Annotated in this window: 32 protein-coding genes; 29 read left to right on the top strand and 3 right to left on the bottom strand. The window is 34.0% G+C overall.

The window, feature by feature from the left end; all coding sequences use genetic code 11:
- Positions 1–4: 4 nt before the first annotated feature.
- Entirely contained in the window at positions 5–928 is a 924-nt protein-coding gene (locus K8N75_RS11110) for an SDR family oxidoreductase (protein WP_223792124.1), read from the bottom strand.
- Positions 929–1,000: 72 nt separating this feature from the next.
- Complete coding sequence (locus tag K8N75_RS11115; RefSeq protein ID WP_223792125.1) at positions 1,001–1,426, bottom strand: DUF1616 domain-containing protein; 426 nt, start codon at positions 1,424–1,426, stop codon at positions 1,001–1,003.
- A gap of 272 nt (positions 1,427–1,698) precedes the next feature.
- Between K8N75_RS11115 and K8N75_RS11120 the strand changes: the two genes are divergently transcribed.
- The gene (locus K8N75_RS11120) at positions 1,699–4,086 is read left to right on the top strand and encodes a DUF2206 domain-containing protein (protein WP_223792126.1); all 2,388 of its coding nucleotides are present in this window, start codon (positions 1,699–1,701) and stop codon (positions 4,084–4,086) included.
- Between the two features lie 134 nt (positions 4,087–4,220).
- On the opposite strand, the gene K8N75_RS11125 is transcribed toward K8N75_RS11120, so the two are convergent.
- Complete coding sequence (locus K8N75_RS11125; RefSeq protein ID WP_223792127.1) at positions 4,221–5,066, bottom strand: carotenoid biosynthesis protein; 846 nt, start codon at positions 5,064–5,066, stop codon at positions 4,221–4,223.
- Between the two features lie 529 nt (positions 5,067–5,595).
- Here K8N75_RS11125 and K8N75_RS11130 point away from each other — a divergent pair.
- The 28 genes from K8N75_RS11130 to K8N75_RS11265 all read left to right on the top strand — a co-directional run bounded on the left by K8N75_RS11130 (position 5,596) and on the right by K8N75_RS11265 (position 26,030).
- A complete protein-coding gene (locus K8N75_RS11130) occupies positions 5,596–6,618 on the top strand; it encodes a transglutaminase domain-containing protein (RefSeq protein WP_223792161.1) in 1,023 nt (340 codons plus the stop codon).
- Positions 6,619–6,978: 360 nt separating this feature from the next.
- Positions 6,979–7,281, top strand: a complete 303-nt coding sequence (locus K8N75_RS11135; protein WP_223792128.1) for an energy-converting hydrogenase A subunit A EhaA — start codon at positions 6,979–6,981, stop codon at positions 7,279–7,281.
- Positions 7,278–7,781: a [NiFe]-hydrogenase-3-type subunit EhaB gene (gene ehaB / locus K8N75_RS11140; protein ID WP_223792129.1), complete on the top strand. Its 504-nt coding sequence runs from the start codon at positions 7,278–7,280 to the stop codon at positions 7,779–7,781. The genes K8N75_RS11135 and ehaB overlap by 4 nt, the downstream gene beginning before the upstream one ends.
- 81 nt (positions 7,782–7,862) lie before the next feature.
- On the top strand, positions 7,863–8,114 hold the full coding sequence (locus K8N75_RS11145) for an EhaC family protein (RefSeq protein WP_223792162.1): 252 nt from the start codon (positions 7,863–7,865) through the stop codon (positions 8,112–8,114).
- A gap of 54 nt (positions 8,115–8,168) precedes the next feature.
- On the top strand, positions 8,169–8,459 hold the full coding sequence (locus K8N75_RS11150; RefSeq protein WP_048190640.1) for an EhaD family protein: 291 nt from the start codon (positions 8,169–8,171) through the stop codon (positions 8,457–8,459).
- Positions 8,452–8,712 carry an EhaE family protein gene (locus tag K8N75_RS11155; protein ID WP_048190641.1) on the top strand — a complete coding sequence of 87 codons (261 nt, stop codon included), beginning with the start codon at positions 8,452–8,454 and terminating at the stop codon, positions 8,710–8,712. The genes K8N75_RS11150 and K8N75_RS11155 overlap by 8 nt, the downstream gene beginning before the upstream one ends.
- Positions 8,709–9,188 (top strand): EhaF family protein, encoded by a 480-nt coding sequence (locus tag K8N75_RS11160; protein ID WP_223792130.1) that lies wholly within the window; start codon positions 8,709–8,711, stop codon positions 9,186–9,188. Before K8N75_RS11155 ends, K8N75_RS11160 begins: the two co-directional genes overlap by 4 nt.
- A 3-nt stretch (positions 9,189–9,191) precedes the next feature.
- Positions 9,192–9,863 carry an EhaG family protein gene (locus K8N75_RS11165; protein ID WP_223792163.1) on the top strand — a complete coding sequence of 224 codons (672 nt, stop codon included), beginning with the start codon at positions 9,192–9,194 and terminating at the stop codon, positions 9,861–9,863.
- Positions 9,864–9,869: 6 nt separating this feature from the next.
- The gene (locus tag K8N75_RS11170; protein WP_223792131.1) at positions 9,870–10,550 is read left to right on the top strand and encodes a hypothetical protein; all 681 of its coding nucleotides are present in this window, start codon (positions 9,870–9,872) and stop codon (positions 10,548–10,550) included.
- Between the two features lie 12 nt (positions 10,551–10,562).
- Entirely contained in the window at positions 10,563–10,778 is a 216-nt protein-coding gene (locus K8N75_RS11175; protein ID WP_223792132.1) for a DUF788 domain-containing protein, read from the top strand.
- A 116-nt stretch (positions 10,779–10,894) separates the two neighbouring features.
- Entirely contained in the window at positions 10,895–11,755 is an 861-nt protein-coding gene (locus tag K8N75_RS11180) for a respiratory chain complex I subunit 1 family protein (protein ID WP_223792133.1), read from the top strand.
- Between the two features lie 64 nt (positions 11,756–11,819).
- A complete protein-coding gene (locus K8N75_RS11185) occupies positions 11,820–12,080 on the top strand; it encodes a hydrogenase (RefSeq protein ID WP_223792134.1) in 261 nt (86 codons plus the stop codon).
- A 13-nt stretch (positions 12,081–12,093) separates the two neighbouring features.
- Positions 12,094–12,417: a DUF2104 domain-containing protein gene (locus K8N75_RS11190; RefSeq protein ID WP_223792135.1), complete on the top strand. Its 324-nt coding sequence runs from the start codon at positions 12,094–12,096 to the stop codon at positions 12,415–12,417.
- Positions 12,414–12,824 carry an EhaM family protein gene (locus K8N75_RS11195; RefSeq protein ID WP_223792136.1) on the top strand — a complete coding sequence of 137 codons (411 nt, stop codon included), beginning with the start codon at positions 12,414–12,416 and terminating at the stop codon, positions 12,822–12,824. The genes K8N75_RS11190 and K8N75_RS11195 overlap by 4 nt, the downstream gene beginning before the upstream one ends.
- Before the next feature lie 18 nt (positions 12,825–12,842).
- Positions 12,843–13,292: an NADH-quinone oxidoreductase subunit B family protein gene (locus K8N75_RS11200; RefSeq protein WP_223792137.1), complete on the top strand. Its 450-nt coding sequence runs from the start codon at positions 12,843–12,845 to the stop codon at positions 13,290–13,292.
- Complete coding sequence (locus K8N75_RS11205) at positions 13,289–14,431, top strand: hydrogenase large subunit (RefSeq protein WP_223792138.1); 1,143 nt, start codon at positions 13,289–13,291, stop codon at positions 14,429–14,431. The genes K8N75_RS11200 and K8N75_RS11205 overlap by 4 nt, the downstream gene beginning before the upstream one ends.
- 6 nt (positions 14,432–14,437) lie before the next feature.
- Complete coding sequence (locus K8N75_RS11210; RefSeq protein ID WP_223792139.1) at positions 14,438–15,469, top strand: 4Fe-4S binding protein; 1,032 nt, start codon at positions 14,438–14,440, stop codon at positions 15,467–15,469.
- Positions 15,470–15,473: 4 nt separating this feature from the next.
- Positions 15,474–16,838 carry a 4Fe-4S binding protein gene (locus K8N75_RS11215; RefSeq protein WP_223792164.1) on the top strand — a complete coding sequence of 455 codons (1,365 nt, stop codon included), beginning with the start codon at positions 15,474–15,476 and terminating at the stop codon, positions 16,836–16,838.
- A gap of 40 nt (positions 16,839–16,878) precedes the next feature.
- Entirely contained in the window at positions 16,879–17,904 is a 1,026-nt protein-coding gene (locus K8N75_RS11220; protein ID WP_223792140.1) for a hypothetical protein, read from the top strand.
- 159 nt (positions 17,905–18,063) lie between these two features.
- Positions 18,064–18,969 carry a formylmethanofuran--tetrahydromethanopterin N-formyltransferase gene (locus K8N75_RS11225; RefSeq protein WP_223792141.1) on the top strand — a complete coding sequence of 302 codons (906 nt, stop codon included), beginning with the start codon at positions 18,064–18,066 and terminating at the stop codon, positions 18,967–18,969.
- Positions 18,966–19,946 carry a carbohydrate kinase family protein gene (locus K8N75_RS11230; RefSeq protein WP_223792142.1) on the top strand — a complete coding sequence of 327 codons (981 nt, stop codon included), beginning with the start codon at positions 18,966–18,968 and terminating at the stop codon, positions 19,944–19,946. Before K8N75_RS11225 ends, K8N75_RS11230 begins: the two co-directional genes overlap by 4 nt.
- A gap of 216 nt (positions 19,947–20,162) precedes the next feature.
- Positions 20,163–20,921, top strand: a complete 759-nt coding sequence (locus K8N75_RS11235; protein ID WP_223792143.1) for a 4Fe-4S binding protein — start codon at positions 20,163–20,165, stop codon at positions 20,919–20,921.
- Positions 20,918–21,553, top strand: coding sequence for a CBS domain-containing protein (locus K8N75_RS11240; RefSeq protein WP_223792144.1), 636 nt, complete (start codon positions 20,918–20,920; stop codon positions 21,551–21,553). The genes K8N75_RS11235 and K8N75_RS11240 overlap by 4 nt, the downstream gene beginning before the upstream one ends.
- A 226-nt stretch (positions 21,554–21,779) precedes the next feature.
- Positions 21,780–22,913, top strand: a complete 1,134-nt coding sequence (locus tag K8N75_RS11245; RefSeq protein ID WP_223792145.1) for a trans-sulfuration enzyme family protein — start codon at positions 21,780–21,782, stop codon at positions 22,911–22,913.
- Between the two features lie 150 nt (positions 22,914–23,063).
- Positions 23,064–23,258 (top strand): MoaD/ThiS family protein, encoded by a 195-nt coding sequence (locus K8N75_RS11250; RefSeq protein ID WP_255590945.1) that lies wholly within the window; start codon positions 23,064–23,066, stop codon positions 23,256–23,258.
- 101 nt (positions 23,259–23,359) lie between these two features.
- Positions 23,360–24,520: a tRNA uracil 4-sulfurtransferase ThiI gene (gene thiI, locus K8N75_RS11255; protein ID WP_223792147.1), complete on the top strand. Its 1,161-nt coding sequence runs from the start codon at positions 23,360–23,362 to the stop codon at positions 24,518–24,520.
- A gap of 83 nt (positions 24,521–24,603) precedes the next feature.
- A complete protein-coding gene (locus K8N75_RS11260) occupies positions 24,604–25,428 on the top strand; it encodes a sulfide-dependent adenosine diphosphate thiazole synthase (protein ID WP_223792148.1) in 825 nt (274 codons plus the stop codon).
- 143 nt (positions 25,429–25,571) lie between these two features.
- Positions 25,572–26,030 carry an MOSC domain-containing protein gene (locus K8N75_RS11265; protein ID WP_223792149.1) on the top strand — a complete coding sequence of 153 codons (459 nt, stop codon included), beginning with the start codon at positions 25,572–25,574 and terminating at the stop codon, positions 26,028–26,030.
- Positions 26,031–26,263: the final 233 nt, after the last annotated feature.

Raw genomic sequence — 26,263 nt, forward strand, 5'->3', positions numbered from 1 at the left:
AAAATTAATTATTAAAAGAATTTACAGTGTCTGAAAGGTCGTCAACAAAATCACCTTTTGGTACATATCCTATTGACCTAGCCTTTGATATGTCTGCAAACGAATGTTTAATTTCTCCTGCACGTGCATCTTCATATTTGGGTTCAATATCTTTACCCATAGTATTTTTAACTAGTTCAAAGAGCTGGTTAATTGATGTACTTTTCCCTAGACCAATATTGAACACACCAGTTTCCTTGGATTCTGCTGAAAGAATATTCGCTTTTACAACCTGTTTTACATGCACAAAATCTCTTGTCTGTTCTCCATCACCATATATAACAGGAGTTTCGTTTTTAAGAAGTTTATCAACGAAAATTGGAATAACTGGAGCATAATCTGATTCAGGATCCTGTCTTGGCCCGAACACATTGAAGTATCGAAGTGAAACTGTTGGAAGTCCATATATCTCAGAATATACATTACAATATAGTTCTCCAGTTGCCTTTGCTACAGCATAGGGTGATAATGGATTTATTGGAATTTTTTCACTTATTGGAAGTGATTCAGTTTCACCGTATACAGCAGAAGAAGATGAAAATACCAATTTTTTAACTCCACATTTCCTTGCAGCTTCAAGAACCTTCAAAGTTCCTGTTACATTAATTTCGTTACATCCAATGGGATCCACAACACTCTGTGTAACACTGGTCATTGCCGCCATATGAAATACATAGTCTGCTCCTTCAAAAATATTTTCAAGGTTCATCTTGGTAATATCACCAAGGTTTGTGTCTATTTTTGTAAAATCGAAGTCCTTAATATTCTTAATATCTCCTGATGACTGGTTGTCTACTATAACAACGTCGTTGTTTTCATTTAGTCTCTCAATCAAATGGGAACCAATAAATCCAAGACCGCCCGTAACAACTACCTTTTTATTTTTCATTTTGAATCTATGCCTCATAAAATTTTTAAAGAAAATTTTAATTCCCAGTTAAAATATGTTTCTTTCATCTATTCACATGACATTCACGTACAAGAAAACTGAACGATATACAGTGTCAGTATTAGGTAGTTTATAGAGTTTAAATTCTAATGTTTGATTATTTCCTGTTTGTGTAGGTTGGAATGAGAAATTTATCTGTTTAGTTTCATTGTTAGAGAGTGTAATATTTTGATTGGAAAGGGTTACACCATTTAATGTTTCAACCAGATTGTAGGTTGTTGTGGACTGTTCATGATTCACCAGTCCAACAGTTATGTTTCCAATTTCATTCACACTTAGATTGGTTGGATAGTTTCCGGCCTTATCTCCTGCTCCTAAAATATACAGTTCAGTAAATTTTTCACCGGGACTTGGATTTACAATTATATAAACAGTTGCTATGACAGCCGCAACAAGTAAAATTACTAAAATTGATGATACAGTTTTATCTAACTTCATTCTAAGCACCGTAAATATATGTTGGTAAAAATATGTTTTAAGTAAATATTATTATTTTAATTGTAAAATTTGATTGCAAATTTCCATTATATTTCGTTTTCCAATGTCACATATAAAAATATTGTGAAATAAATTCTCCTATTAGATTATACTTTAGTTAGCAGATATATTTATAAGATTAATTAATTATTATGTGTTATCAGTTAGGTTCTTTTTTTATTAAGATTTACCCTACAAATTCCAAAAACAAAAAATTGATTAAAACGATTAAAATGTTACTCAACAATCCCCTTCAAATGAATGACTGGAAATTCAGCCAATTCATTAAATTGATATTGGTAGTACAATTTTTACAGTTAATTTTTGTTGGTTTAAATCTTAAAGGAATCAATATCCCTGTTATCGCACAATTGATAGGTTTTATTTATCTCACATTCCTTCCAGGATATTTGATCCTTCGTATATTGAAAATTCATGAAATTGGTAATGTTAAATCGTTACTCTACTCTGTTGGATTGAGTATTGCAAGTGTGATGTTTATTGGATTTATAATAAATATGGCTCTACCACTCATTGGAATTTACAATCCATTATCCATCATCCCGTTAACAGTTTCAATCACATTATATGTGATTGTTCTATCCATTATAAGTTATATATGTGATAAAGACTTTAGTGCCCCTAATAAAATTGAAACCAGTGATTTTTTCACTCTTTCATTCCTATTTCTTACACTTATCCCCTTTGTTGCTATTTTTGGGTCATATTCCATTACTAACTATCATACCAATATAATTTCAATGTTCCTATTGGTTTTAATTGCTTTAACATTTATTTTGGTTGTTTTTGATAAAATACCCAAAAAATGGTATACTTTTACTGTTTGGATTGTATCAATTTCACTTTTATTTGTAAGTTCATTAATATCGCCCTATGTATGGGGTTGGGATATACAGAACGAGTATTATCTTGCAAATCTTGTTATGAACTTTTCATACTGGAATTCTACCTTGCCAGATGCTTACAATTCAATGTTAAGTATTGTGATGTTGGCTCCAACCTACTCACTTTTAACCAACCTGAGACTGGATTATATTTTAAAAATTGTGTATCCCTTCCTGTTTTCTTTGGTACCTCTGGGTCTTTATAAAATATTTAAAACACAGACTAACAACTATAAAATAGCATTTATTGCTGTTTTTTTATTTATTTCCTTTAACACATTTTATATAGAATTACTTGCACTTACAAGGGAAATGACAGCTGAATTATTCCTTGTTCTCTTGTTGCTTCTTCTTCTAAACAGAAAATTAAAAACAAATCTAATGGTATTAATGGCAATTTTCAGCATGGGACTGGTTGTATCACATTATTCAACCACATATTTCTTTATAATAGCACTTATCGGTGTTTCTATATTATTGGCCATATTCAACCTGTCTAAATTCAATTTATCAAGGAATAATATCAACTTCAGTGGAAATAAGACTCTTTTATTTGTTTTACCCTCAATCACAGCTTTTATGATTCTGTTTGCATATTTATGGTACTCAAGTTTTTCCCAGGGATTGGCTGTAAAAGCAATTATTGATGTTTTAACTTATATTAAACAGGATTTCTTTGATATAATCAAGATATCTCTTCAAAATGCAGGAATTGTACCCACCACAGCCATATATGCATTGGTAATATTTTTAATTATTCTTCTTATTGCTGCTGTGATCTACATTCTTAAAATCATATTACAAAGAATGGTTAAAACAAATGACCATGAATGGATAACCAATTTCCTCGATTTAGTAAGGTCTAAACTTAACTACAAAGTTATTGCAGTTGTGGGTGTGGTTGTTTTAGTTGCTTTGACCTTTGTTACGGGACCTCCTAAAACATGGATTGTAACTGTTTTGAGATATTTGAATTTTACAGTTGTATTTTTCACATTCCTGGGTCTTGTAATTGTATTTCTCAATATGCATAGGAACAAATTCCAATACACCTACTTAGCATTTTCAGTTGTAGGAGCTGCAATGTTAATAGCAGGCTTTACAATTCCTTCATTTGAGGGTGCATTTAATATTACAAGGATATATGAAATAGCATTCATAATACTATCTCCATTTTGTGTTATTGGTGGTACTAAGATTTTAGGATCAATATATCATGTAATTAAACATGGAAACATAGATGGTGAAACACCTCTAAAGATATTTTCTATTTTTATTTTGGTATTTATGCTTTTTAACACTGGTTTTGTAAGTGAACTAGCTGGAGAATCAATTCCAATGTTTTTAACTGGAGTAAGTGTCCAATCATCAGATTACTACCCTTTATTTGATTATCAAGAGGCCGACAGTGCACAATGGTTAACAGATAATAAGGTGAGTAACAGTATATATGCAGATGTCTATGGTAAATTCATTTTTTACAGGTTCACACCTAATATTAATGAAATTTCATCCAACAATGGTGTATCAGAATTTACAACATATAATTCAACCAACACCTACATGTACCTAAGAACCTTGAATGTTAACAGTGGTTATCTTGTTGGATTCACCAGCAGAACGGATCGAAACAGGGTTTATAAAGATTTGAGCAGTATAGCTAATTCAAAAAATAAAATTTTCGATGATGGTGGTTCTAGAGTATATTATAAATAATGATTGAATATTTTAGAGATTATTTTAAATTAAATCTGAATCTGGTGAAATTTTTGTTAATATCTCTTTAATAAATTCTATTTGTATAATAATACCATATAACTCCATAAAAGAAACAAATAATTTGAAATTATCTACTCCAATTCAGTGTTGTTTAAAATATTTGTTAAAGCCAGTATTACAACGAATATCATTGTAAAGACAGTTATTAAAGCCATATTCAGAGTGATATCATTGTATTGGTAAAAAATTGACAGTATTGTACCCAAAGCTGTTATACCATACACAATAGCGGCTTCACTCCAAAAAGGTTTGTTATTAATTTTATATTCTTTTTCAGGTTTTATTATATCATATTTAGATATATATACTGAAAATATCTGGAAGAAAACAAATACAACCATGAGCCATCCGAAAAAGTTTGATATTGGAACACCGAAATAAGCTCCGGGAGTCTGCCAGATCCAAAGACCCTGTAATGTTGAGGATATAGGATCAATTGTTAAATCCCACATTACCATTATGAAGGATGCTATAAATGGAACTATAAATATCTGTTTGCCTTCTAGTTTTTTGCTGTATTGACCAGTTAATACATGTGCCAGCATCCATGATAAGTAACCCATTGAAAAATATCCAAATATGATAATAAGCGGAACTGTTAACATTCCTAAAGTGGGCGAATAATGATAAAAACCAAAAGGAAAACCTGTAAGTATGCTCAAGTTTTCAAAAAAGAAACTTACTAATAGAGTGATAATAAAAAAGATTGCAATATTCTTTTGGTTGTATCTTTCAATTCCATTGAAAACAGCTATAATAAAAAGAAGAGCTGTCACAATAAAAGTGTCTATTGCAAGCAGATTTGGATTTTTATAAGTGAAGATCAAAAGAACATTAAAAATGAAAAATACAATGATCAATAACCATCTAATCTTGTTAAATTTTTTCTTATCATTTTGATTAATCTCATTTTTCATTTACTCAACTCCATAAATGAAATTTTGTACAAATAAACTTGATAATAAATTTTTAGGAATTATTAAACTTAAATTTTACTATATTTTTATTAACAATTATATTCTTGTTATAACCTTTTTAAATAGCATTTATCGATTTAATATCGAGTAGATTTATAAAATAGTTTAAATATCAATTTTTTTTGTTGATAATCATTTTTTAATAGAATTTTTTCATAATTGTGAATTAACCAGATGATTTGTAAAAGAATGAGTACGTCTAATTTGAGTGTGTATTGTTTTAAATCGTGTTATTTAGTAAAAATAATAACGGAGTAGGTTTATCCATAATATAATATATCAATAAGCTCTTTGTAAGTCTTAAATTAATAAAATAGCCGTATGACTGTCTTTTTTGGAAAATTAAACCAAAGCATTTATTAGTGATCCCAATTAATCCATTTGTAGGTTTGATAAGATCAAATAAATAATTTTGTTTGATTTTTTCAAACAGGGAGGCGGTATAATTACTAGAAAATTGTTATTGTCAGTGCTAATATTTTTTAGTCTAGCACTGGTTTTGAATGTTAGTGCAAGTAGTGCTGCATCGGTAAATCAAACAAATATGAGTACTAATGTAATATCATCAGATAATCTAAGTGATAACATTAGTTCATCTAATTACTCAGCCGATAAAGCTAAATCTACTTTGAATACTAGTGTCAAAATTGCAACAACAAATGCAACAAAAGAACTAAAGATTAACAGCACAATGGCAGCAGGAGCACCAGTAGTTGTCAATGGTTTAACACTGGCGCAGTTAAAGGATGGAGTTTCCAGAGTTCAAACATTCTTTAATAAGAATAAAAGACTACCGAAATATGTAAGTTTTGGAACCAGACAAATTTCCATCACAACTTTCCAGAAAAACATTGCAACCCAAGGTCTAAAAATAAATACAGTAATTGTGAATGGTTTAACAGTTGCTCAGATGAAAGAAGGAATTTCCAGAGTTCAAGCATTCTACAATAAATATGGTAGATTGCCTAGTACCGTAAGTTACGGAACCAGAAAAATTTCAATCGCAACTTTCCAGAAGAACATTGCAACCCAGGGACTAAAAATAAATACTGTAATTGTAAAACCTAAACCAGTTATTGATACTAGTTCAGTAGCTGCACTTGCAAAATCGCTTACAGCTGGTTCAACATCCACTTATAGTAGTGCTGTGGCTTTATTTAATTGGGTTAGAAACAATATTAGTTATTCCTTTTATTACAACACCAAATATGGTGCATCAGGAACATTGAAAAACAGGACAGGAAACTGTTGTGATTACTCAAATCTTCTGGTTGCACTTGCACGTAATGCAGGAATAACAGCAAGATATGTACATGGAACATGCCAGTTCTCAAGTGGAACATGGTACGGTCATGTATGGACTCAACTATATGTAAATGGCAAATGGTATAATGCTGATGCAATAAGTACCCGAAACTCATTTGGAGTTATTAACAACTGGAACACTGCAACATACAAATTACATAATTATTACACTTCACTGCCATTTTAAATCCCTTTACTATTTTTTTTTTATTTTGTAAATATTCAAATTCATATAAAAAAAATATCATCATAATCTAATAAATATAAGATTCATTTTAAGATTATCCGAGTGATATTGAAATGAGTTTTAAAATTAATGAACATTTTAAACATTTTATTGTATTGAGAATAAAAATTATAAATATATTATGAATATACGTACAGTTATCTTTGTATTTTAGTGGATATTATAAAATATTTCTTAAAAAAGTTTTTATACATGTATAAAAGATTAATAATTTGAATAGGGAGTAACAATCATACACATTCTTTAATTAATAAGTTGAAATAGAAAACATTTATAAATCATGTAGGATGATGTTTTATCATGATTATTCATGCTAATGTATTGATCACCATAGCGAGTTATATACTGGCAGTTGTGTCTGCCATAATTGTGGGACTGATACTGAGAATTCCAATTCTCCCAAAAAGACCTATGAGGCATTCATGGACTATCAGTCTAATATTCCCAACATCCATAATTGCACTTGGATTAACAGCCATTCTATTCAAACTTGGATATGAAGGTCTTCTAGTTGCAGTTGTGATGGGTGTAGTCTCCGCAATCTTTGCTAAATACTTCTTAGAAAGACTCTTACCCAAACCTCAAATGGAGGAATCAAATTGAACGAGATCATTGCCATTATAATAGCTGCAGTACTATCATGGTTAAATTTTGTTTTAATAGACACATGGATGGGACTTCCAGAAAAACCAGGTGTTAAAGGTGCAGATGTTATTGGAAGATCTGTTTTAAAACGGGGTGGAAACCTTGCAGGAGGATTTTTCCAGGGAAACATTGTATGTTCTCCAGATGCATCAGCAGGAACATTACTTGCATCAGCTGCTTGTTACACTATAGGAACTCCTGAAGGTGGTTTAATAGCAGCTTTACTTGTCTATATTGGAAATAGACTCTGCGCAGACCCAGGTTATGCTGGCACCACAGGGGCATTAACAATTACTGCAATAATATTTGCAACATCCTACATAGGAATAGGACCTGCAGATTTCATAGTTGGAATGGTATTGGCAATAGTTACAATACAGGGACTCCACCATCCACTGGCATCAAAATTACTCGGAAAGATAGCCAAAAAAATGGGAAGGCATACAACTTTAACCTGAAGGGGATTATATCATGGTTATCAGAAATTTCGATAATAAATTTAATAATTGTAAAACAACAGGTCGATTATCATGTTGACAATGCTGATCCAGATACTAGGTATAATAGTTCTTTTAATGGCTCTGAGAACACTTTTTGCACAGGATAGATCTGCAAGAATGTTATATTTAAATGCAATGAGCTTTGGAATATCAGGAATAATAGCACTTTATATTCAAACACCCTTTGGTGCTATAATTGCTATAACCTACTTTATTGCTTCGACAATTTGTTCAAATGCCATAGCGTATTCAATTGGAAGAGTTAAGAATGAAATAGTATTGGATGAATAATATTCTGGACAAAATTTCATAAAAAAAATTAAAGGATTGTAAATGGTGTAAATAATGTATCCGTTTCTAGACCTCATAAACTTGACAACAGTATCTGCAGGAGTACTTTTAATAGGTGCTGCTGGTATAATAATGCTCAAAAAACCATTGGACAAGGTTATAATGTTCTCACTATTGCAGGGCGGTTTTATTGGGATGATAGTATCTGCAAAGTACCTGGATGTTGCAATGGTAGCAGCCATATTCGATCCAATTTCCACTGTTATAATGTTAATTGCAATAACCAAACTTGATGAAATTAGAAAGAATAAAGAAAGATCCCAGGAGGACGGGTTCATTGCTTGATGTTTACATATGGTTCTACACCGGCTGTGTACTTGTAATAATAGGAAGCATAGCAACTGTAATAGGACCCGGGGTTAAAGATCCTCTGGTAAGGACTTTGAACACAGAAATTGCTGCAGTTGGAGTTTCACTCATATTTTTAACCTACAACCATACAATAGCACTTGTAACATTCATTGCAGCTACTGCCATAATAACACTAATACTTTTAAGGGCTATTGTAAGATTAGAAGAAATGGGGGCCGAACTTTGAAGAGTATAGGAAGGATATGGAATGCCCTTGCGAATCCTGACAGGATTCCAAGAATTTATGCACTGATACTTGGCATTGTACTGATAGCCGGCTTTATAATACCCCTTGCATTGAATGATAATCAACTTTATCCCAGACCAGAACCACAGAACCAGATAAATGCTCAAGATCCTCTGGCACCATACGACCGAGGAGGAGTACCCTTCCAAGAAAGGGGAATAGTAAAGGCCCAATACCCACAATTTTTACCATCAATAGGATTGATAACATCGTATTTATCTCCAATAGCAATTGGTGTTAAAAATACAACATTATACTATGGAACTTCTATTTATTCATCACCAGGTGGACTTATAGACGAAATCCTCTACTACACAAGGGGATTCGATACCGTACTAGAATCAAGCATACTTATGATGGCATTTGTAATAGCTTCATGGGTTGCAATAAACTTCACAATGAGGAGGGAAGACTGAATGTTGGTATTGGTACCCTCTGTTGTTTCACCAGTAGTAGTTGCACTCTATATACCAGCTATATTTGTTGGGCTAGTTGTGGCTTTAATAGGATTATTTGGCATATCAGTTGAGAAAAACGATCTACAAGTTCTTATCCTTACAGATATTGTTGGAATTGCAATGTTAATAATTGTTGCAGCGGTTGGAACAGACCTTGCTGAAGCATTAATACTTCCAGGGCTGGTTGTTGAACTTGCAGAGATCATGGCTATTAGTGAAATATTAATGAGCAGGGAAATACGAAAAACAGGTAAAGCTGTTGCCCTCATACCAACACCCCTAAACTTTGACATGGAAATACTTCAAACAGCACCAGTATTCATTGCAATAATATTGGTAATATATGGAGCATTCCTCTCAGGATTTACAGGTGGAGCAGTAGCCGGAGGAGGAATACTCTTCTATGTGCTATCATTGACCGTGCGTGGAGTACCTTCAACACTTTGGGAAGGTATTGCAGGAGCATCAGGTATTGCATGGTGTTTATGGCTTATTGGATTTTTAATACTCTTTGTCTTCCCACAATACTGGCTATTAGGATTAATGCTCGCAGCATTCGGAATATTTATTAAGGTAGCATTTAAAGCCGGTTTAATTGGTATTATGAACAGAGAAGAATTTAGAAAGGAGTAAATTTATATGGATATATCAATATTAGGCTCACAAATAATTGGAATCATACCCCTTGGAGATATTGTATTTTATATGACCTCCTTTAACCTTTTCATGTTTGCAGCAGTCTTGGCCTTCACATTCATTATAGCGATCAGTAAAACAGAAACCCAAGTTGAAGCCGAATTTGGTACATTGGGAGATAGAGAGGTAAAAGTTGCTAAAAATGAATTCAAGATCAGAAGATTCCTTGCAATAGTATGCGGACTTGCAACTGCAGGTGCAATGATAACAGGGGATCTCTTCGATTTCACACTTTTTGTATGTTTAATTGGAATAGTTAATATTGGAATTGTAGGTGCAGTTAAACAGATAGATGTACTTGATTCCGCATTCCAATACGGACTAATAGCAATGATGGCAGCTACACCATTATTTGCAGGTGCCGCACTTATATTAGCCTCAACAGGTAGCATTAGTCTATTACAAATTAACAGTCTAGCATTCACAACCCCAATGATGCTATTGGGTTCAATATTAATATTTATCGGTGTTGCTGGAGAAACTGGTGTTGCACCGTTCTTTGCTACCAAAGCAGAAATGTTCAGAACACCAGGTTCACCATTTTTACTTATAATACACCTGAGCTCCCTTTTAATAATTGTAAGAGCTATAGAAATACTTCTCATAATCAACAAACCATTTTAAGGTGAAGAATAAATGGATAAACTCAAAACAACCAGCTGGATACTTCTAATATTATCATTAGGAAGTATTGCATACGCAATGATTTATAATCCAGCAACCTGGATTGTATATGCAATTTCCCTCATTGGAATACCTGTGGCCATACTCTCCTTTGGACTCATTGTAATGGCAAAGGGTAGTAAAGAAGAAGAAGAGGACAAAAGAAGGGAACCATTCATTGGATACTAAAATAGGAAATGAATATGAAATTTATATTTAATAATAGGTTCGATAACAATGGATTCTAATAAAAACAACATAAAAATGCAATTGATAGAATATCAGGTAAAATAATCGGTGATCGCATGAATTTAATGTCAAACATCCTACTAAACGTTCTTATTGCATTTCTGATAGGAAGTATCCTATTCGGACTTCAACGAAAGATAATGGCAAGAATACAAGGAAGGCCAGGGCCACCTGTTATCCAACACCTTTTACACACACTGAAATTCTTTATTAAAGAATCTGCATTTCCAAGAACAGCTGCGATGCCATTTTATATTGCAATAACAGCAATGTTAAGCCTTATATGGGTTGCAGCTGTAATTGTTGGTCCAGTTACAGGTGGATCACTTCTGTTGATATTCGCTATATATGCAATACACAAAATAGTTGAACACAATGCAGGGTCATCATCTGGATCACCCTATGGTAAACTCAGCTGTGTTAGGGCTGTTTACTCTGCAGCAGCAGAGGTTCCATTATTTGCCGTTCTAATAATAATATACTTACAAGCAGGTACAATGAACATTACCGGTATTATAAACTACCAGTCCATACATGGACCACTAATCTTTACAATACCATTAGCAGCCTTGATGTTCTTTGTGTTAATACTTTCAAAAGCACCGTACAGCCCATTTGCAATAACAAAAGGTAAGGACATTATATCCGGTTACGAAACAGAGCACTTTGGGTTACTTAGAGGTTACCTGATGATGTCAGAATCCATTGCATGGTACATGTTACTCTGGATATTCCTAACTGTCTTCCTGGGTCCTATAAGTATACCAGTATATCTGGTTGGAATGGTTGTTTTAAGTGTTTTAGTTGCATTTATTAATGCTGTTACACCACTTCTAAATCCTAACCATTCTGTTATGATGCAAGTTACATTTGCATTTGTTGGAATAGTTGGTTCGGTTGCTTTGCTCATGATATAATCAAAAATTTATCAAAAAATAATTAATTAAATATAAATTTACTAAATATAAAGAGGATTAAAAAATGGATAAACAAGAAAAAGATGTACTGTTCCTAATGGCCCTTGCAGTATCAGGAGCGGTACTTGCAAGTGGATTGGCAGCATTTCAACAATGGATTATTGTACTGCCCCTAACAATCGCAGTTTTCTTAATCATGATCCTGACACTTTTCCAGTACAAACATAAATTTGCACATCTTGCAGAATCAATTGAAAACTGGGCCATGATAATCGTTTTAATAGGCATAATAATATCCTTTATCTACCTCTACAGGCCTGTATAAAAATGGTGATCCAATGAACGAAACAATTTATCTAGTATACATAATTTCATTTGTATTGGGATCCATAGTGGGTCTTGTACTAAGCTACAGAAAATATAAAGCACCATATGTCACCAAAAATATCGATGTTATTGCCCTTATAATTGCAATTATAGGTTGGACACTGGCAATTAACAGCCAGTTCTTGACATTTATACCGTATTATATATCTATCACAATTGGAGTATTCTTTATAGCTATGGTACTTGGAATGAGACCAGGTTATGGTAGATACGAAACAGTTCTCGGATTTATAGTATCAGCCTTTATATGGGCTATTGGGATGGTGTTGTTATGAGTGGATACAAACCAAATACAAAAATTGAAAACGAAGAACTTCTCATAACCATGAAAAAAAGGATTCTTGCCAGCTATAAATGGCACAAAGATGTCATAGTACCATTTGCAACTGAACTGGAAATATCTCCAGAGGAACTGGAAGAAATCCTCATGAAAAGATTGGACATGTCCAGTCTTGAAGCAATAAATCCCAGGTTTGAATCATCTAAACTTAGATGTATCAAAGAAAAAATACATTCCGATCTAAGACTATGCTGGCTCTGCGATGTAATGAACATCCTCACAGAAGAGGAATCAGAGAATATTAAAAATAGAATAGCATATGAAGTGCTAGAAGAAAACAAACCCTACGATAAAGCCATAGAAGAAGGCAGAAAAGATTTACTTGAAGATTTAATGAAATAATATTTAAGAGGTAAAGAAATGTTAGATGGTCTTAAAGACATTATAAGGAAGAGTTCCATACATGTCTGCCTTATAAATACAGGAGGTTGCAATGGTTGTGACATAGAAGTAGTTGCACTACTATCACCACGTTACGACATTGAACAGTATGGTATTTACGTTCACAACAATCCAAGGGAGGCAGATGTCATCCTTGTAACCGGTGCAATGGCAGAACAATGGAGAGACAAACTCCAAAGAGTATATGCAAAGGCACCTGAACCTAAAATAGTGGTTGCAATTGGTAATTGCCCACTTACTGGTGATGTTTTTAATCAGGAAGGATGCAGTATATACGCACCTGTATCTGACTTTATACCCGTGGCTGCGGAAGTTTCAGGCTGCCCACCGCGACCATCAGAAATACTGGCAGCCATTTTAGCTGTGGGGCCAGATGCACTTGCAGCAAGAGGGAGGGAAAAACTATGATACTTCCTATTGGGCCAATACACCCCGCTTTAAAGGAACCATTACGTTTAAAACTTAAGACCCGGGGAGAAAAAGTTTTAAGTGCTGAAATAGATTATGGATACATTCATAGAGGTATTGAAAGGATTATGGAGGGTAAAACCTGGCAGAAAGGAATATTCTTGTCTGAAAGGGTATGTGGAATATGCTCCTACATACACACACAAACATTTGCAGAGACATTTGAAAGAATAGCAGGCGAAACTGCACCAATAAGGGCACAGTACCTAAGGGTATTAACCAATGAACTCGACAGGATACAGAGTCATTTACTTGCAAACTCAACCTACTTCAAATCAATGGAACATGAAACACTTTTCATGTATATGCTCGCTTTAAGAGAACCTGTTATGGATGCTATTGAATTTTTAACAGGTAATAGAGTTAACATGGGATGGAATGTTGTTGGTGGGGTTAAAATGGATGTTAACCAATCCCATATGGATTCCATAATGGCAATAATGGTTAAACTTGAAAATGAATATGGTCGATACGTTGAAATGTTTGAACAAGGGCCACTTGTTGGTTTAAGATCCCATGATGTAGGAAAGATGACTCATGACCAAGCAATAATGGCTCGGGCTGTTGGACCTACTGGAAGAGCATCAGGAATCAAACATGATGTAAGAGAAGACCATCCAACCTATAGAGACCACATGGACTGGAAACCTATTTGGAGGAAAGAAGGGGATAACTATGCCCGTACAATGGTTAGGTTCGATGAAATATGGGAATCCATAAGTCTGATTAAACAGGTCATAGAAAACCTACCAGCCGGTGAAGTTCGAAAAAAAATTGATATACCTGCAGGAGCAGGTGAATGGAGAAATGAAGCACCTAGGGGAGAAGTAACCTACACCATTGAAACCAATGGAAATCTTATAAAAAATGTTTCAATAAGAACCCCTAGTATCATGAATATAGATGCATGTGCCAAGTACATGCTAAATGATGTTGCAACAGTTGCAGATGCTGTGGCTACATATGCAACTTCAGATCCTTGTATTGCATGTACAGAAAGGGTTATAATTTTAGATGAAAAAGGAAGGAACCTGGATTTCCACGGTGTCCACAATATAAATTCCAAGTTAAAAGGATGATATAATATGTCTTCGGTTATATGGTATCTATACGAATTTGCAAGAAAGTCATGGGCTCAGAATTTTGTAGCAGCTAAGAGCAACTCTGAAATAATGGACACACCATCAAGGTTCAGAAATTTTCCAGAAGTCCATAAAGAATACTGCATAGCATGTGGAGCGTGTACAGCAGCTTGTCCTGCACCAATGGCGATAAAACTCGTGAGAGATGAGGATAATTCAGGTGAAGAGGGTTTAACCTACCCTGTAATAAACAACAGAGGTTGCATTAGATGCGGGTTCTGCGCAGAGGTCTGTCCAACAGACCCTAAAACACTTACATGTGGTGAGAACCACTTGATAAGGGAAAAATTTACGATTCTACCTGTTGACAAAAAGTTTGTTATAGACGATTACCTATGTATACGCTGCAAAAAATGTATGAAAACCTGTAAAGTTGGAGATGCAATTGTTGAAGACGATAATAAAATCCTCATTGACCAGTCCAAATGCATAGCCTGTGGTGAATGTATAAAAACATGTCCAGTAAAGGGTGCTATCAAGGGAATACATATATCACATATAGAAGAACAGAAAGAAATTATAAACCTTGTTGTGGATAGTTTAGAGGCATATATAGAAGCTGAACAGGATAATATTAAACATGTAACTGGTGGAGAAGTATTTAAACTCGACATGCCAGTTCAGGATATAATGGGAAAGGCCAGGGAAATATTATCAGACGATGATTTAATTGATGACATAATCGAAAATATAACAGACAGATTAAAACTTAGGGTTATAACTTGGGACAAGGATAAATGTACAGATTGTAGGTTATGTGTTAAAGAATGTCCATCCCATGCAATTAGTTACAGCGCTGAAGAAGGTGTTGTAAGGGACACAGATAAATGTTTGAGATGCAGTATATGCTACCAGACATGTCCATTCGGTGCCATTGGATATTATATTGCAAGGTTCTTATACAAACCATCTGCTGAAGGTGAAAGTATCATACATATAACAGTTAAATCATCAGACTTACCAGTAAGGAGTTGATACCATTCCAACAACAACTAATAACACTAAAAAATATTGTAAACCTCTCAGAGAAGTAGAGGTAGATTACAAGATTGATCACAGTAAATGTGAGACATGCGAAGATAAACCATGTCTACTTTCTTGTCCTGTGGCTGCCATAAATGAATCAGTAAACGGGGAAATTGAGATCGATGACAAATGTGTTGGATGCGTTTTATGCAGGGAAGCCTGCCCATATGATGCAATAAAAATGGAAACAACTCTTTCTGAACCAATAAGGGAGAATATACCCAATATCAACACCAAACTATGCAGACAATGTGGATCTTGTGTAAAAGCATGTAAAACAGGTTCAATTCAGTTAATTTCATCAGGAACTGAAGAAGCTCACAGCGAAATAAATGAAGATACATGTGTGCGCTGCGGATACTGTGCCCGAGTCTGTCCAACAGAAGCAATTAAATATGGTGAAATACTCCCAAGATCTGTTGTGGGTGGAAAGGCAATTGTTGTTGATCAAAAAAACTGTATAGGATGTATGACTTGTACCCGAGTCTGCCCATCCAAAGGAGCCATAAACGTTGGAAATGTGAGTAAACTCCCTTTCATAAACCCATCCTACTGTGCAAGATGCGAGGAATGTATGAATGTATGCCCTTCAGCAGCCATCAGATATTCATCAAGAAAAAGGGCTTACCAGAATTTCAGTAAAATAAAAACCATGGAAATTGTATCGGAATTGCTTGAAAAAGAAGCAGGTAAACTTTCAAATGATGCTGTCAGGATAAATAGTATTCTAAATTCTATTGCAAGAGATGTTGCTCTTAAACATGAAGAAAAAAATTTCTACGAAGATGTAACTGGATTAATAAAGGATGAAATTACATCAATGCTTAATTCTGAACTTGAAATTGAAGATATTCAGGAGATAATTGGAGCAACAACACCAAAACGCGACATTAATGTTATTGAAGAGGATTGTATTGGATGCAGTGAATGTATAGCAGAATGTCCAGTTGATTGTATAGAACTTGAAATACCCTCACCAGTACATATAGACACTGAAAGTTGTGTTTACTGTGGAAAATGTGTTGATAAGTGTAAATTTAATGCCATAACTCTAATCGAAGAACATTTCCAGGTTAAAGATGGTAAAATTTTCTATGTAAGGGAAGAATTACTAAAACCTAGAACTGGCGAAATAGGAACAGATGTTAATGCATGTATGGCATGTGGAGTATGCGTTAAAAAATGTCCAACACAGGCTCTGAAACTTGAAAAAGATGAAGTAATTGTTGATAGTTCTAAATGTATTTTATGTGGAGAATGCGATATAATATGCCCTGTAAATGCAATTAAACTCAAAACAGACACCAATGATATCTGAATATCCAAATATTTTTTTTATTTTCAAGGAGGATTGTAAATTGGGGAAAAAATTTTTTGTTTCTGATTGTGAAGGTCCCATATCAATAAATGATAATGCATTTGAACTTTCAGGCCATTTTATTGAAGATGGAGAGAAATTTTTTGAAATCGTAAGCAGATATGATGATGTGCTTGCCGATGTTTTGAAAAGAACAGGATATAATGCGGGAAGTACTTTAAAGTTAATAGTGCCATTTTTAAAGGCTTATGGTGCAACAAATAAGAATATTATAGATTTTTCCATCGAAAATGTACATTTAATACCTGGTGCAGAGGAAACCCTTAAATTTGTAAACTCAATAATGCCCTCATTTATTGTGAGCACCAGTTACGACCATTATATATTGGCACTTTGTAATAAAACCGGATTTCCCTATGACAACACCTATTCAACCAAACTTGACATGGACTATAAAGACATTGAACCAAAGGAAATTGAACTAATCAGGGAATATAAGAAAGCAATCGTTGATAATCCTGAATTTGAACTATTGGATAAGATTTTCTGGAAGAGAATACCCGAACTTAAAGTAGCTGTACTGATGGATATTGTTAAACCAACAGGTGGTGAAGGTAAAAAGGAAGCTGTTCAGGATATAATCAGCAGATACAAATTAAAAGCTAAGGATCTGTTCTATATAGGAGATAGCATAACAGATGTTCAACCACTAAGATTTGCCAATGATAACGGAGGAATATCAGTATCATTCAATGGAAATGAATATGCCCTTAAAGAAGCTGAAATTGCTGTGATGGCTGAAAACACCACCATAACTTCTGTACTTGCCGATATATTCAACAGATATGGTACAGATAATGTATTTGAATTTGTTGTTAGTTTCAATGAAGATCCAAAAAAAGCACTTGAATCTAGATTTGTAAATCAGTCCCTTGCAAATAAATTAATGGCATCCCAACTGCCACAAGTTAAGATAATAACCTGTCACAATATTGAAAGTATAATTGACAAGAGCTCCAAATTCCGTAATAAATTGAGGGGAGAATCCATTGGAAGATTGGGATAAAATATAAAAAAAAGTCATACATCTTTAAATAGGATTACATTAAAAGTTTAAATTTGTTAAGAAATATTATAATAACATCGTAATTATAAAAGAATCGATATAATTTTGATTTAGATTTAAAATAATCTATTAAGAGTTAATATAGTTGGTTAGGGTATCATGAAAAAAACCACCGAAAATATCCATTTTAAGGTTGAAGACACCTATTGTGAGGCATTTAAGGGTGTTTGCTGCAGGGTTATTGTAACAGCAGAAGACCAAGAAACTGTTAGAAGAGCAGCCTATGATGCAACATCCACACCCGGAACAGTGATTGGAAGAGTTGAAGGCGGTATTGAATCCTGGCTGGAAATGAATCAAACACCAGATGGAAGATACGGTGCAATACTACAATTCTGGTATAACACCGATGACATTGAAAAATTCGAATTGGAGTTATCATACAGAATCAGACAAGACATACTAGTTAAACCATTCACAAGTCTGTTCGATGCATCGATTGATCCAGTTGGAAAGATTGGTACAATGAAGAATATTGGACACTGTGGAGATGGATATGAATGGGAAGAAACATTATACGGGAGAGAAATGATTGTTGTACCCATTGCAATACCTGACTTTAAAATTGAAAAGGAATTAGGATACATGAAAGGTATAATGGGTGCAAATTTCTGGTATATGTGCAGTAAAAAAAAGACTGTAACAGAAGCTGGAAAAGCTGCTTTAAATGCAATAGAAGAGGTTGAAGGTGTTGTTGCACCCTTTGATATATGTTCTGCAGCTAGCAAACCCGAAACTAACTATCCATGGATTGGTCCAACAACCAACCATCCCTACTGTCCATCACTTAAAAGTGTGTTAAATGAAGTTTCACAAGTTCCAGAAAATGTTAACTATATACCTGAAATAGTTATAAATGGATTAAACCAGAAAGTTCTAGAAGAAGGCATGAAAGCAGGTATTAAAGCTGTAATTGATTTTGATGATGTTTCACTTGTTTCAGCTGGAAATTATAATGGATTACTCGGAGAATACAAAATTGATCTAAGGAGTTTGTTTGAATGAAACTTGACGCAGTTGGATTTGGAGCGCTTAACATGGATAAACTCTTCCGAGTTAACAGAATTGCATATGAAGATGAAGAATCATATATAACAGGTTCTTCAGAGTCTTTTGGAGGTTCGGCAGCCAATACTGTTGTTGGTCTTTCAAGACTCGGAATGAAAACAGGTTTTATTGGGAAAGTAGGACCGGACAGAGAAGGAAGCTTACTTCATAACAACCTTAAAAATGAAAACATCGATATCAAGGGAGTTATTTTAACAGAAAATGGAAGAAGCGGAACAGTAAATGGTTATGTTGACAGTGAAGGTCAACGAGCACTCTACGTTGATCCCGGTGTTAATGATTGTATAGGAGAAAATGAAGTTGATAAAGACTACGTTGATTCAACTAAGGTTCTTCATATAACATCCTTTGTTGGGAACTTCAATGAAAAATCCATTGACACACAGAAAAATATTCTTAACGAAATATCATCCAAGGTATGTGTGAGCTTTGATCCTGGAAGACTCTATATTGAAAGGGGTGTTGAATTTTTGGATAAATTTTTTACGCACACAGATATCCTTCTAATCAATCAGGCAGAACTGAATCTTCTTACAACTGGAAAAATAGAATATTCTAGGATTTCAACTGGAATGACCGAAACCCAATTGAATACTGATAAAATTCAAGCAGAATATGGAATAGAAATCGTTGCAGTTAAAATGGGAGATAAAGGATCATTTGTAAGTTCAGGGGAAGAATCCTATTTTACCGATGCCTTTGATGTTCCATGTCTTGATACAACAGGAGCTGGAGATGCCTTCAATGCAGGATTTCTTCATGGTTTTATCACTGGTGAAAGTTTAAAACAATCTGCAATTGAGGGTAACTATGTTGCTTCACGTTGTATAACTGAACACGGTGCAACAGACGGCCTTCCAGACATTGCAAAGCTTGAAAATTTTATTAACAGAAACCAAATCCATTTTTCATAGAAATTGAAAAAATTAGAATTAATAATTATGATTTGCAAAACCATATGTAACATTGAATAATAATAATAATTTTAATGTTGAATACTAATTAAGATAATTGGGATCAAATAATTGTCAAATTCAATTGAAAATATAAAATTCCTTTAAAACAGGAAATATTTGGTAGGTTTATTTGTAATATGCTCTTTGGTTAAATTAAACGATATAGGTGTGATTATGGATATAGTATTTAAAAAAAAGAAAGATGCACTGATTAATGAAGTAGTTGCAAAATCCTCAGATTTTGAACACGGTGTAGAAGATTTTAAAGCAGAAATTGAGAATTGTTCTCTTGGACAGAAATTTATAACCATCTCACCAGAATGTGTAAGGTGTAACCTATGTGTAGAAGAGTGTCCTGTAAATGCTATTGACGATGCAAAAATAACAAAACCTGCCAAAATACTTGAAAATTGTGTTAAATGTGAAATATGTGCACAGACATGTCCTGTTAATGCAGTTAAGGTGATTGAAAGTACATCTGATCTAGATGAGGATGTAACTTACAAGCTCAACACAATAAAGGTACCGCATAGAACCCTTAGAATGGAGAAGATATGTGTAGATAAAGATAAATGTACTTCATGTGGTGATTGTGTTAAATTCTGCCCAACAGGGGCAATAAAGGTACCAGAGGGCGAAAAAGCTGTTGTTGATCTTGATGCATGTATCGGGTGTGGTGCATGTGCGAATGTGTGTGGAGAAGATGCAGTTACAGTTATCAGAAGAATGGGAAATATTTTCAAGACCAAAGACCTTGTTGTTGACGATGATGCATGTGTTGCCTGCGGTGTATGTGAAGAGAACTGTCCTGTTGAAGCAATTAAATTAGAAGATGATAAGATTATTTTTTCAGAAGACAAATGTATATTATGCGAAGTTTGTTCTAAAAAATGCCCTGTAAGTGCATTAAAACTTGAGAGGTTGCCTAAATGAAAGTTAAAGAAATTATGGATAAAGAATTTATTGCTGTTAGCCCTGATATAGATATTGTTGAAGCATCCATTAAAATGGAATCACATAAAAAATTTACAACACCTGTTCTAGATGATGAGAAACATCTTATTGGATGGATCACATCGTTAGATGTTACAAGGGGTCTGAGAGACAATCATAAAAAAGTTAAGGAGATAATGCACTCAAAAGACGATATTGTACATGTACATGAAAATGATGCTGCACGATTGGCTGTACTTGCCGCTTCCAAGCACAAAGTAGTTAGTATACCAGTTCTTGACCGTGAAGATAAGGTTGTTGGAGTTATAAGAACTTTTGATATTGTAGAAACACTTTCCAAATTATATGAAATCAAAGTATCCAAGATATTTGAGGCAATGGTTGATGAATTGAAGGGTGTCACATGGGATGAATTAATGGAAGCATCTGCAATTGTAACCAAGAGGGAAACTGGAAAACGTGTAACAGCCAAAGACTATGAACAAAGAATAAAAAATTCAACCTTTGGGGAAGCAATATGGGCTACAGGAGGACTTGAGAAATTCTTTGTGGGTTTAATTGCCATTGGGGAACTTGTAATAGCAAGAAAAGTTGCAAAGGCCAGGAAATAATTATTTAATTTTTTTAATTTTCATTTTCTAATTCTAATATTTTGTTTAATATGGTTAAGTTAGTTTGGATAATCGTAATTTATTTATACAAGATCGCATAACAATTGTTATATAACAATTGTTAAAGGGGATCTATTATGGGTAAATAATTGATAATCATTAATCTTTTTTTCTTTAACAATTTAGCAAAAAAACTTATCAATAATAAATATGGAGGGTTTTGAAAATGAATTTTGATACACGATCTATACATGCAGGGAGAAAACCAGACCCTATTACCGGGGCAATATCAACTTCTATATGTCAAACATCAACGTTTGCATTTGAAGACTATAACCAACCTGGAGACTATGACTACTCCAGAACGGGTAATCCTACTAGAAATGCTCTTGAAGAGGCCATTGCAAATCTTGAAGGAGGAAACAAAGGATTTGCTTTTTCAAGTGGAATGGCTGCTGTATCAACTGCTATACACTTATTAAAAGCTGGTGACCATGCAATTGTAGGTGATGATATTTATGGTGGTACACACAGACTTTTCAACGAGATAATGACCAAATATGGAATTGAATTCACATTCCTTAGAATGGATTCAAGGGAGAAAATTGAAGATGCAATCCAACCCAATACCAAAATGCTTTGGATTGAAACACCATCAAATCCACTTCTAAACATCACAGACCTTGAAATGATTGGAAATGTAGCTCACGAAAACAAACTGTTAACAGTTGCAGATAACACATTTCCAAGCCCATACTTCCTAAGACCAATAGAGTATGGAATGGATCTTGTACTCCACTCTACAACCAAATACATAAATGGTCACAGTGATGTTATAGGAGGTGCAATAGTCACCACTACAGATGAACTGGCAGATGATGTACATTTCCTATTAAATGGAATGGGTAGCAATGCAGCTCCATTTGACTCATGGCTTATACTCAGAGGTCTTAAAACATTACCACTTAGGATGAAAAAACACGCCGAGAATGCAATGATTATCGCTGAATTTTTATACGAACATCCTAAGGTATCAGAAGTTTTCTATCCCGGACTACCAACACATCCAGGTTATGAAATAGCAAAAAAACAAATGGATGGATTTGGAGGAGTTGTATCGTTTAAACTCAAGTCAGATGTTGCTAAATTTATAAGGGGACTTGACCTCTTTTGTCTAGCAGAATCTCTTGGAGGTGCTGATTCACTTGTTGAACACGCTGCAACCATGAGCCATGCTTCAATGAATGAATCTGCACGTGTTAAAGCAGGTATTACAGACGATGTGATCCGGCTTTCCATTGGTCTTGAGGATTCTTCTGATCTAATAGAAGATCTTGCACACGGCCTAGATGCTTCATGATGGATGGAGGGTTTTTATAAACCTCCCTATACATTTAAAGTTGTTTAAGGTCTTGTTTGAATCAAAAACTTTATATGTAACGATAGTTATATAACAATTGTTAATTGATGTTTTTTCAAAAATAGTATATATTTACTGATTGTGAAGTACTTGGAAATAAAATATTCAGAAGGGCACATTGAAAATTTGGATTTAAACCAAATATCACTTGAGGAACTATTAAAAAATCTAGGCATCGATCCTTTAGAAGTAATTGTAAAAAGAAATGATTCAATAATTCTTGATCATGAAACTTTAGGAAATAATGATATTATACAAATTATAAGGGTTATTCACGGTGGTTAAAATAAAAGTTAGCCAATATAAATAAAATAATTTTATAATTGTTGTTAAATTCAAAGATAGAATAAAAAATTTAAAACAACAATTAACAATGGAGTTTAAAAATGGATAAAAATAGGCCAATAATAGTAAGATACGGCGAGATCGGAGTTAAAAGTCCTGTAGTAAGAAAGAGATTTGAAAAAAAGTTAATATCAAACATTAAAAAGTTGATTGATTGTAAAATAACTATAAACCAGGGCAGAATATTTCTTTTTTCTGAAGATCAAGCAAAAGCAATGGAATCTCTAAAGAAAATATTTGGAGTAGTTTCATTCAGTCCAACAGTCTCTACCGATACCAATCATGATCTAATTAAAAAAACTGTTCAGGATTATGTTAAAGATCTAATTGAAAAGGGTGAGTTTGATCCTGAAAAACCCTTTGCAGTTAAATGTAGAAGAGTTGGAACCCATGACTTTTCAAGCAGGGAAATGGCAGGATTCTGTGGTGCAGCAGTAATAGAAGTAACAAATGCTCCTGTAGATCTATCAAATCCAGAATTCAGACTGTTTATTGAAGTTAGAGAAGATAAAACTTATATATTCCACGAAAAAATTAAGGGACCCGGCGGATTACCGATAGGTACACAGGGAAGAATGATTGCATTGGTATCAGGTGGTATAGATTCCCCAGTTGCAACATATCTCATGATGAAACGTGGATGTGACATAACCATTGTAAACTTCAACAACCACCCATTCACTTCAGGATCTAGTGAAAAAGTAATCAAAATATACCAAAAACTTAAAGAATATGCATCTGGTTCTGAATTAAAACTTTACCAGGTCAACTATGGTGATTTCCTTAAAAAATGTACAGAAGATGCACCACCCCGCATGACTTGTGTACTCTGTAAAAGTGGAATGTATCAGATTGCTGAAAAGATTGCAAAATCTGAGAAAGCACTAGCAATAATTGACGGAAGCAGTGTAGGACAGGTTGCATCTCAAACATTACCAAACATACTTGCAACACGATACTCAACATCCATGCCAGTACTCAGCCCACTTATAGGACTTGACAAGACAGAAATTTCAGAGATGGCCGAAAAAATTGGCACCTTTGAAATATCCATATTACCTGATGTTGGATGTGGAGCGGCTCCAAAACACCCTGAAACCAATGCTGTTCTTGAAAAAGTTTTAGAAGTTCAAGATAAAATTGAAATGGACAAAGAACTTGAGAAAGTCCTATTAACTCTCAACGATATCGCAGTGGAATAGTTATATTATTGAATTTCGAGTAAATTTCAATACTTTTCAGCTTCATTTATTAAAAAAATTTTTTATTGAGGAGGATATATAAAATGGCAATATTTTCAAAAGTATCAGAAAAAGATGTGACAAAGGCAATTGTATCAGAATTTGCAGATGAATTTCTTGAGTACGTGGAAAGTGATGTTATAATAGTTGGAGCAGGACCTAGTGGCCTGATAGCAGCTAAAAGACTGGCAGATAAAGGTGTTAAGGTTCTTCTCGTAGAGAGTAACAACTATCTTGGAGGAGGATTCTGGATTGGCGGATACCTTATGAACAAATTAACAGTTCGTGAACCAGGTCAAAGAATACTTGATGAAATTGGAGTTCCTTATAAAAAGGTCCAGGAAGGACTTTATGTTGCAGATGGACCACATGCATGTTCAAAACTCATAGGTGCTGCAATGGATGCAGGTGCAAAAGTAATTAACATGACCAAATTTGACGATGTTGTTATGAGAAAAGACAGAGTAGGTGGAGTTGTTATTAATTGGACACCAGTATCTGCGCTTCCAAGAGCAATAACATGCGTTGACCCGGTTGCACTTGAATCTAAGATAGTTGTCGATGCAACAGGTCATGATGCAGTTGTTGTTAAATCACTTGAACAGCGTGGTCTTGTTGAAATAGCAGGGTTTGAAGGCATGTGGGTTGAAAAATCAGAAGATGCTGTGGTTGATAAAACCAGTGAAGTTTACCCTGGTGTATTTGTCACTGGAATGGCTGTTGCAACAACCTATGGAAGCACAAGAATGGGACCTACCTTTGGTGGTATGTTACTCTCAGGTGAAAAGGTTGCAGAACTAATCATAGACCAGTTAAAAGTTGATGTTTCAGCTGAGTCTGAAACTGTAAAAATAAAGGGATCCAAGTAAATCAATTAAGAAATATACAATGTATTTAAAATAAATAATCTAAAAAAAATCTCTTACATTTAAATATCTAGTAACATGTTAGAATAATATATTTTTTGTTATAACGATATTTAGCAACCTTATTAATCTGCACGAGTGTAACAATGAATTCAGAGAATATTGAAAAAGAAGCAAAGGTAGTAGCTGTTTCTACCAGTCCACTTACAGGAACAAAAAAGACCAATATAATGCAGGGTATGTTAATTGAAAACCATGGATTACATGGTGATGCTCATGCTGAAAATGAAGCTCACAGACAATTAAGTTTACTCGCAATTGAAAGTATACAAAAGATGCGAGATCTGGGTCTTGATGTTTATCCAGGAGATTTTGCAGAAAACATCACAACAGAGGGAATAATACTAAAAGAACTACAGATTGGAACCAAATTATCCATTGGAAAACAATCAGTGGTCCAGGTAACACAGATAGGAAAGAAATGTTACAACCCATGTGAAATTGGAAGACAAGTGGGAGAGTGTATAATGCCCACCGAGGGAATCTTCTGCAAGGTTTTAGAAGGTGGGAAAATAAGGATAGGAGATGGATTACAGATTATTTGATTAAATATGATCATTTGGATCTTTTTTTTCCATTTTTTTCGCTTAAATCTATATTAATAACAAGGATCAATCTACTTAGAGGAATGATTCCTTTTTTTGAATTACCTTTAAATTAGTGGTTTATTTTAATTGATCCATACCACATAAACAACTGTATCAAAATGGAAGAAAAATAAAATAAAAAACTTATAAAAAAATAGTTGATTTAATTAAGATTAAAAAACAAAACTAAA

This window comes from Methanobacterium spitsbergense (genome assembly GCF_019931065.1).
GTDB classification, from domain to species: Archaea; Methanobacteriota; Methanobacteria; order Methanobacteriales; family Methanobacteriaceae; genus Methanobacterium_B; species Methanobacterium_B spitsbergense.

Bases quoted from the DNA above. Each gene is read 5' to 3' on its own strand.
- K8N75_RS11110 (WP_223792124.1), bottom strand. From the start codon at position 928: ATGAAAAATAAAAAGGTAGTTGTTACGGGCGGTCTTGGATTTATTGGT.
- K8N75_RS11115 (WP_223792125.1), bottom strand. From the start codon at position 1,426: ATGAAGTTAGATAAAACTGTATCATCAATTTTAGTAATTTTACTTGTT.
- K8N75_RS11120 (WP_223792126.1), top strand. From the start codon at position 1,699: ATGTTACTCAACAATCCCCTTCAAATGAATGACTGGAAATTCAGCCAA.
- K8N75_RS11125 (WP_223792127.1), bottom strand. From the start codon at position 5,066: ATGAAAAATGAGATTAATCAAAATGATAAGAAAAAATTTAACAAGATT.
- K8N75_RS11135 (WP_223792128.1), top strand. From the start codon at position 6,979: ATGATTATTCATGCTAATGTATTGATCACCATAGCGAGTTATATACTG.
- K8N75_RS11145 (WP_223792162.1), top strand. From the start codon at position 7,863: ATGCTGATCCAGATACTAGGTATAATAGTTCTTTTAATGGCTCTGAGA.
- K8N75_RS11150 (WP_048190640.1), top strand. From the start codon at position 8,169: ATGTATCCGTTTCTAGACCTCATAAACTTGACAACAGTATCTGCAGGA.
- K8N75_RS11170 (WP_223792131.1), top strand. From the start codon at position 9,870: ATGGATATATCAATATTAGGCTCACAAATAATTGGAATCATACCCCTT.
- K8N75_RS11175 (WP_223792132.1), top strand. From the start codon at position 10,563: ATGGATAAACTCAAAACAACCAGCTGGATACTTCTAATATTATCATTA.
- K8N75_RS11180 (WP_223792133.1), top strand. From the start codon at position 10,895: ATGAATTTAATGTCAAACATCCTACTAAACGTTCTTATTGCATTTCTG.
- K8N75_RS11185 (WP_223792134.1), top strand. From the start codon at position 11,820: ATGGATAAACAAGAAAAAGATGTACTGTTCCTAATGGCCCTTGCAGTA.
- K8N75_RS11190 (WP_223792135.1), top strand. From the start codon at position 12,094: ATGAACGAAACAATTTATCTAGTATACATAATTTCATTTGTATTGGGA.
- K8N75_RS11195 (WP_223792136.1), top strand. From the start codon at position 12,414: ATGAGTGGATACAAACCAAATACAAAAATTGAAAACGAAGAACTTCTC.
- K8N75_RS11200 (WP_223792137.1), top strand. From the start codon at position 12,843: ATGTTAGATGGTCTTAAAGACATTATAAGGAAGAGTTCCATACATGTC.
- K8N75_RS11205 (WP_223792138.1), top strand. From the start codon at position 13,289: ATGATACTTCCTATTGGGCCAATACACCCCGCTTTAAAGGAACCATTA.
- K8N75_RS11210 (WP_223792139.1), top strand. From the start codon at position 14,438: ATGTCTTCGGTTATATGGTATCTATACGAATTTGCAAGAAAGTCATGG.
- K8N75_RS11225 (WP_223792141.1), top strand. From the start codon at position 18,064: ATGAAAAAAACCACCGAAAATATCCATTTTAAGGTTGAAGACACCTAT.
- K8N75_RS11230 (WP_223792142.1), top strand. From the start codon at position 18,966: ATGAAACTTGACGCAGTTGGATTTGGAGCGCTTAACATGGATAAACTC.
- K8N75_RS11235 (WP_223792143.1), top strand. From the start codon at position 20,163: ATGGATATAGTATTTAAAAAAAAGAAAGATGCACTGATTAATGAAGTA.
- K8N75_RS11240 (WP_223792144.1), top strand. From the start codon at position 20,918: ATGAAAGTTAAAGAAATTATGGATAAAGAATTTATTGCTGTTAGCCCT.
- K8N75_RS11245 (WP_223792145.1), top strand. From the start codon at position 21,780: ATGAATTTTGATACACGATCTATACATGCAGGGAGAAAACCAGACCCT.
- thiI (WP_223792147.1), top strand. From the start codon at position 23,360: ATGGATAAAAATAGGCCAATAATAGTAAGATACGGCGAGATCGGAGTT.
- K8N75_RS11260 (WP_223792148.1), top strand. From the start codon at position 24,604: ATGGCAATATTTTCAAAAGTATCAGAAAAAGATGTGACAAAGGCAATT.
- K8N75_RS11265 (WP_223792149.1), top strand. From the start codon at position 25,572: ATGAATTCAGAGAATATTGAAAAAGAAGCAAAGGTAGTAGCTGTTTCT.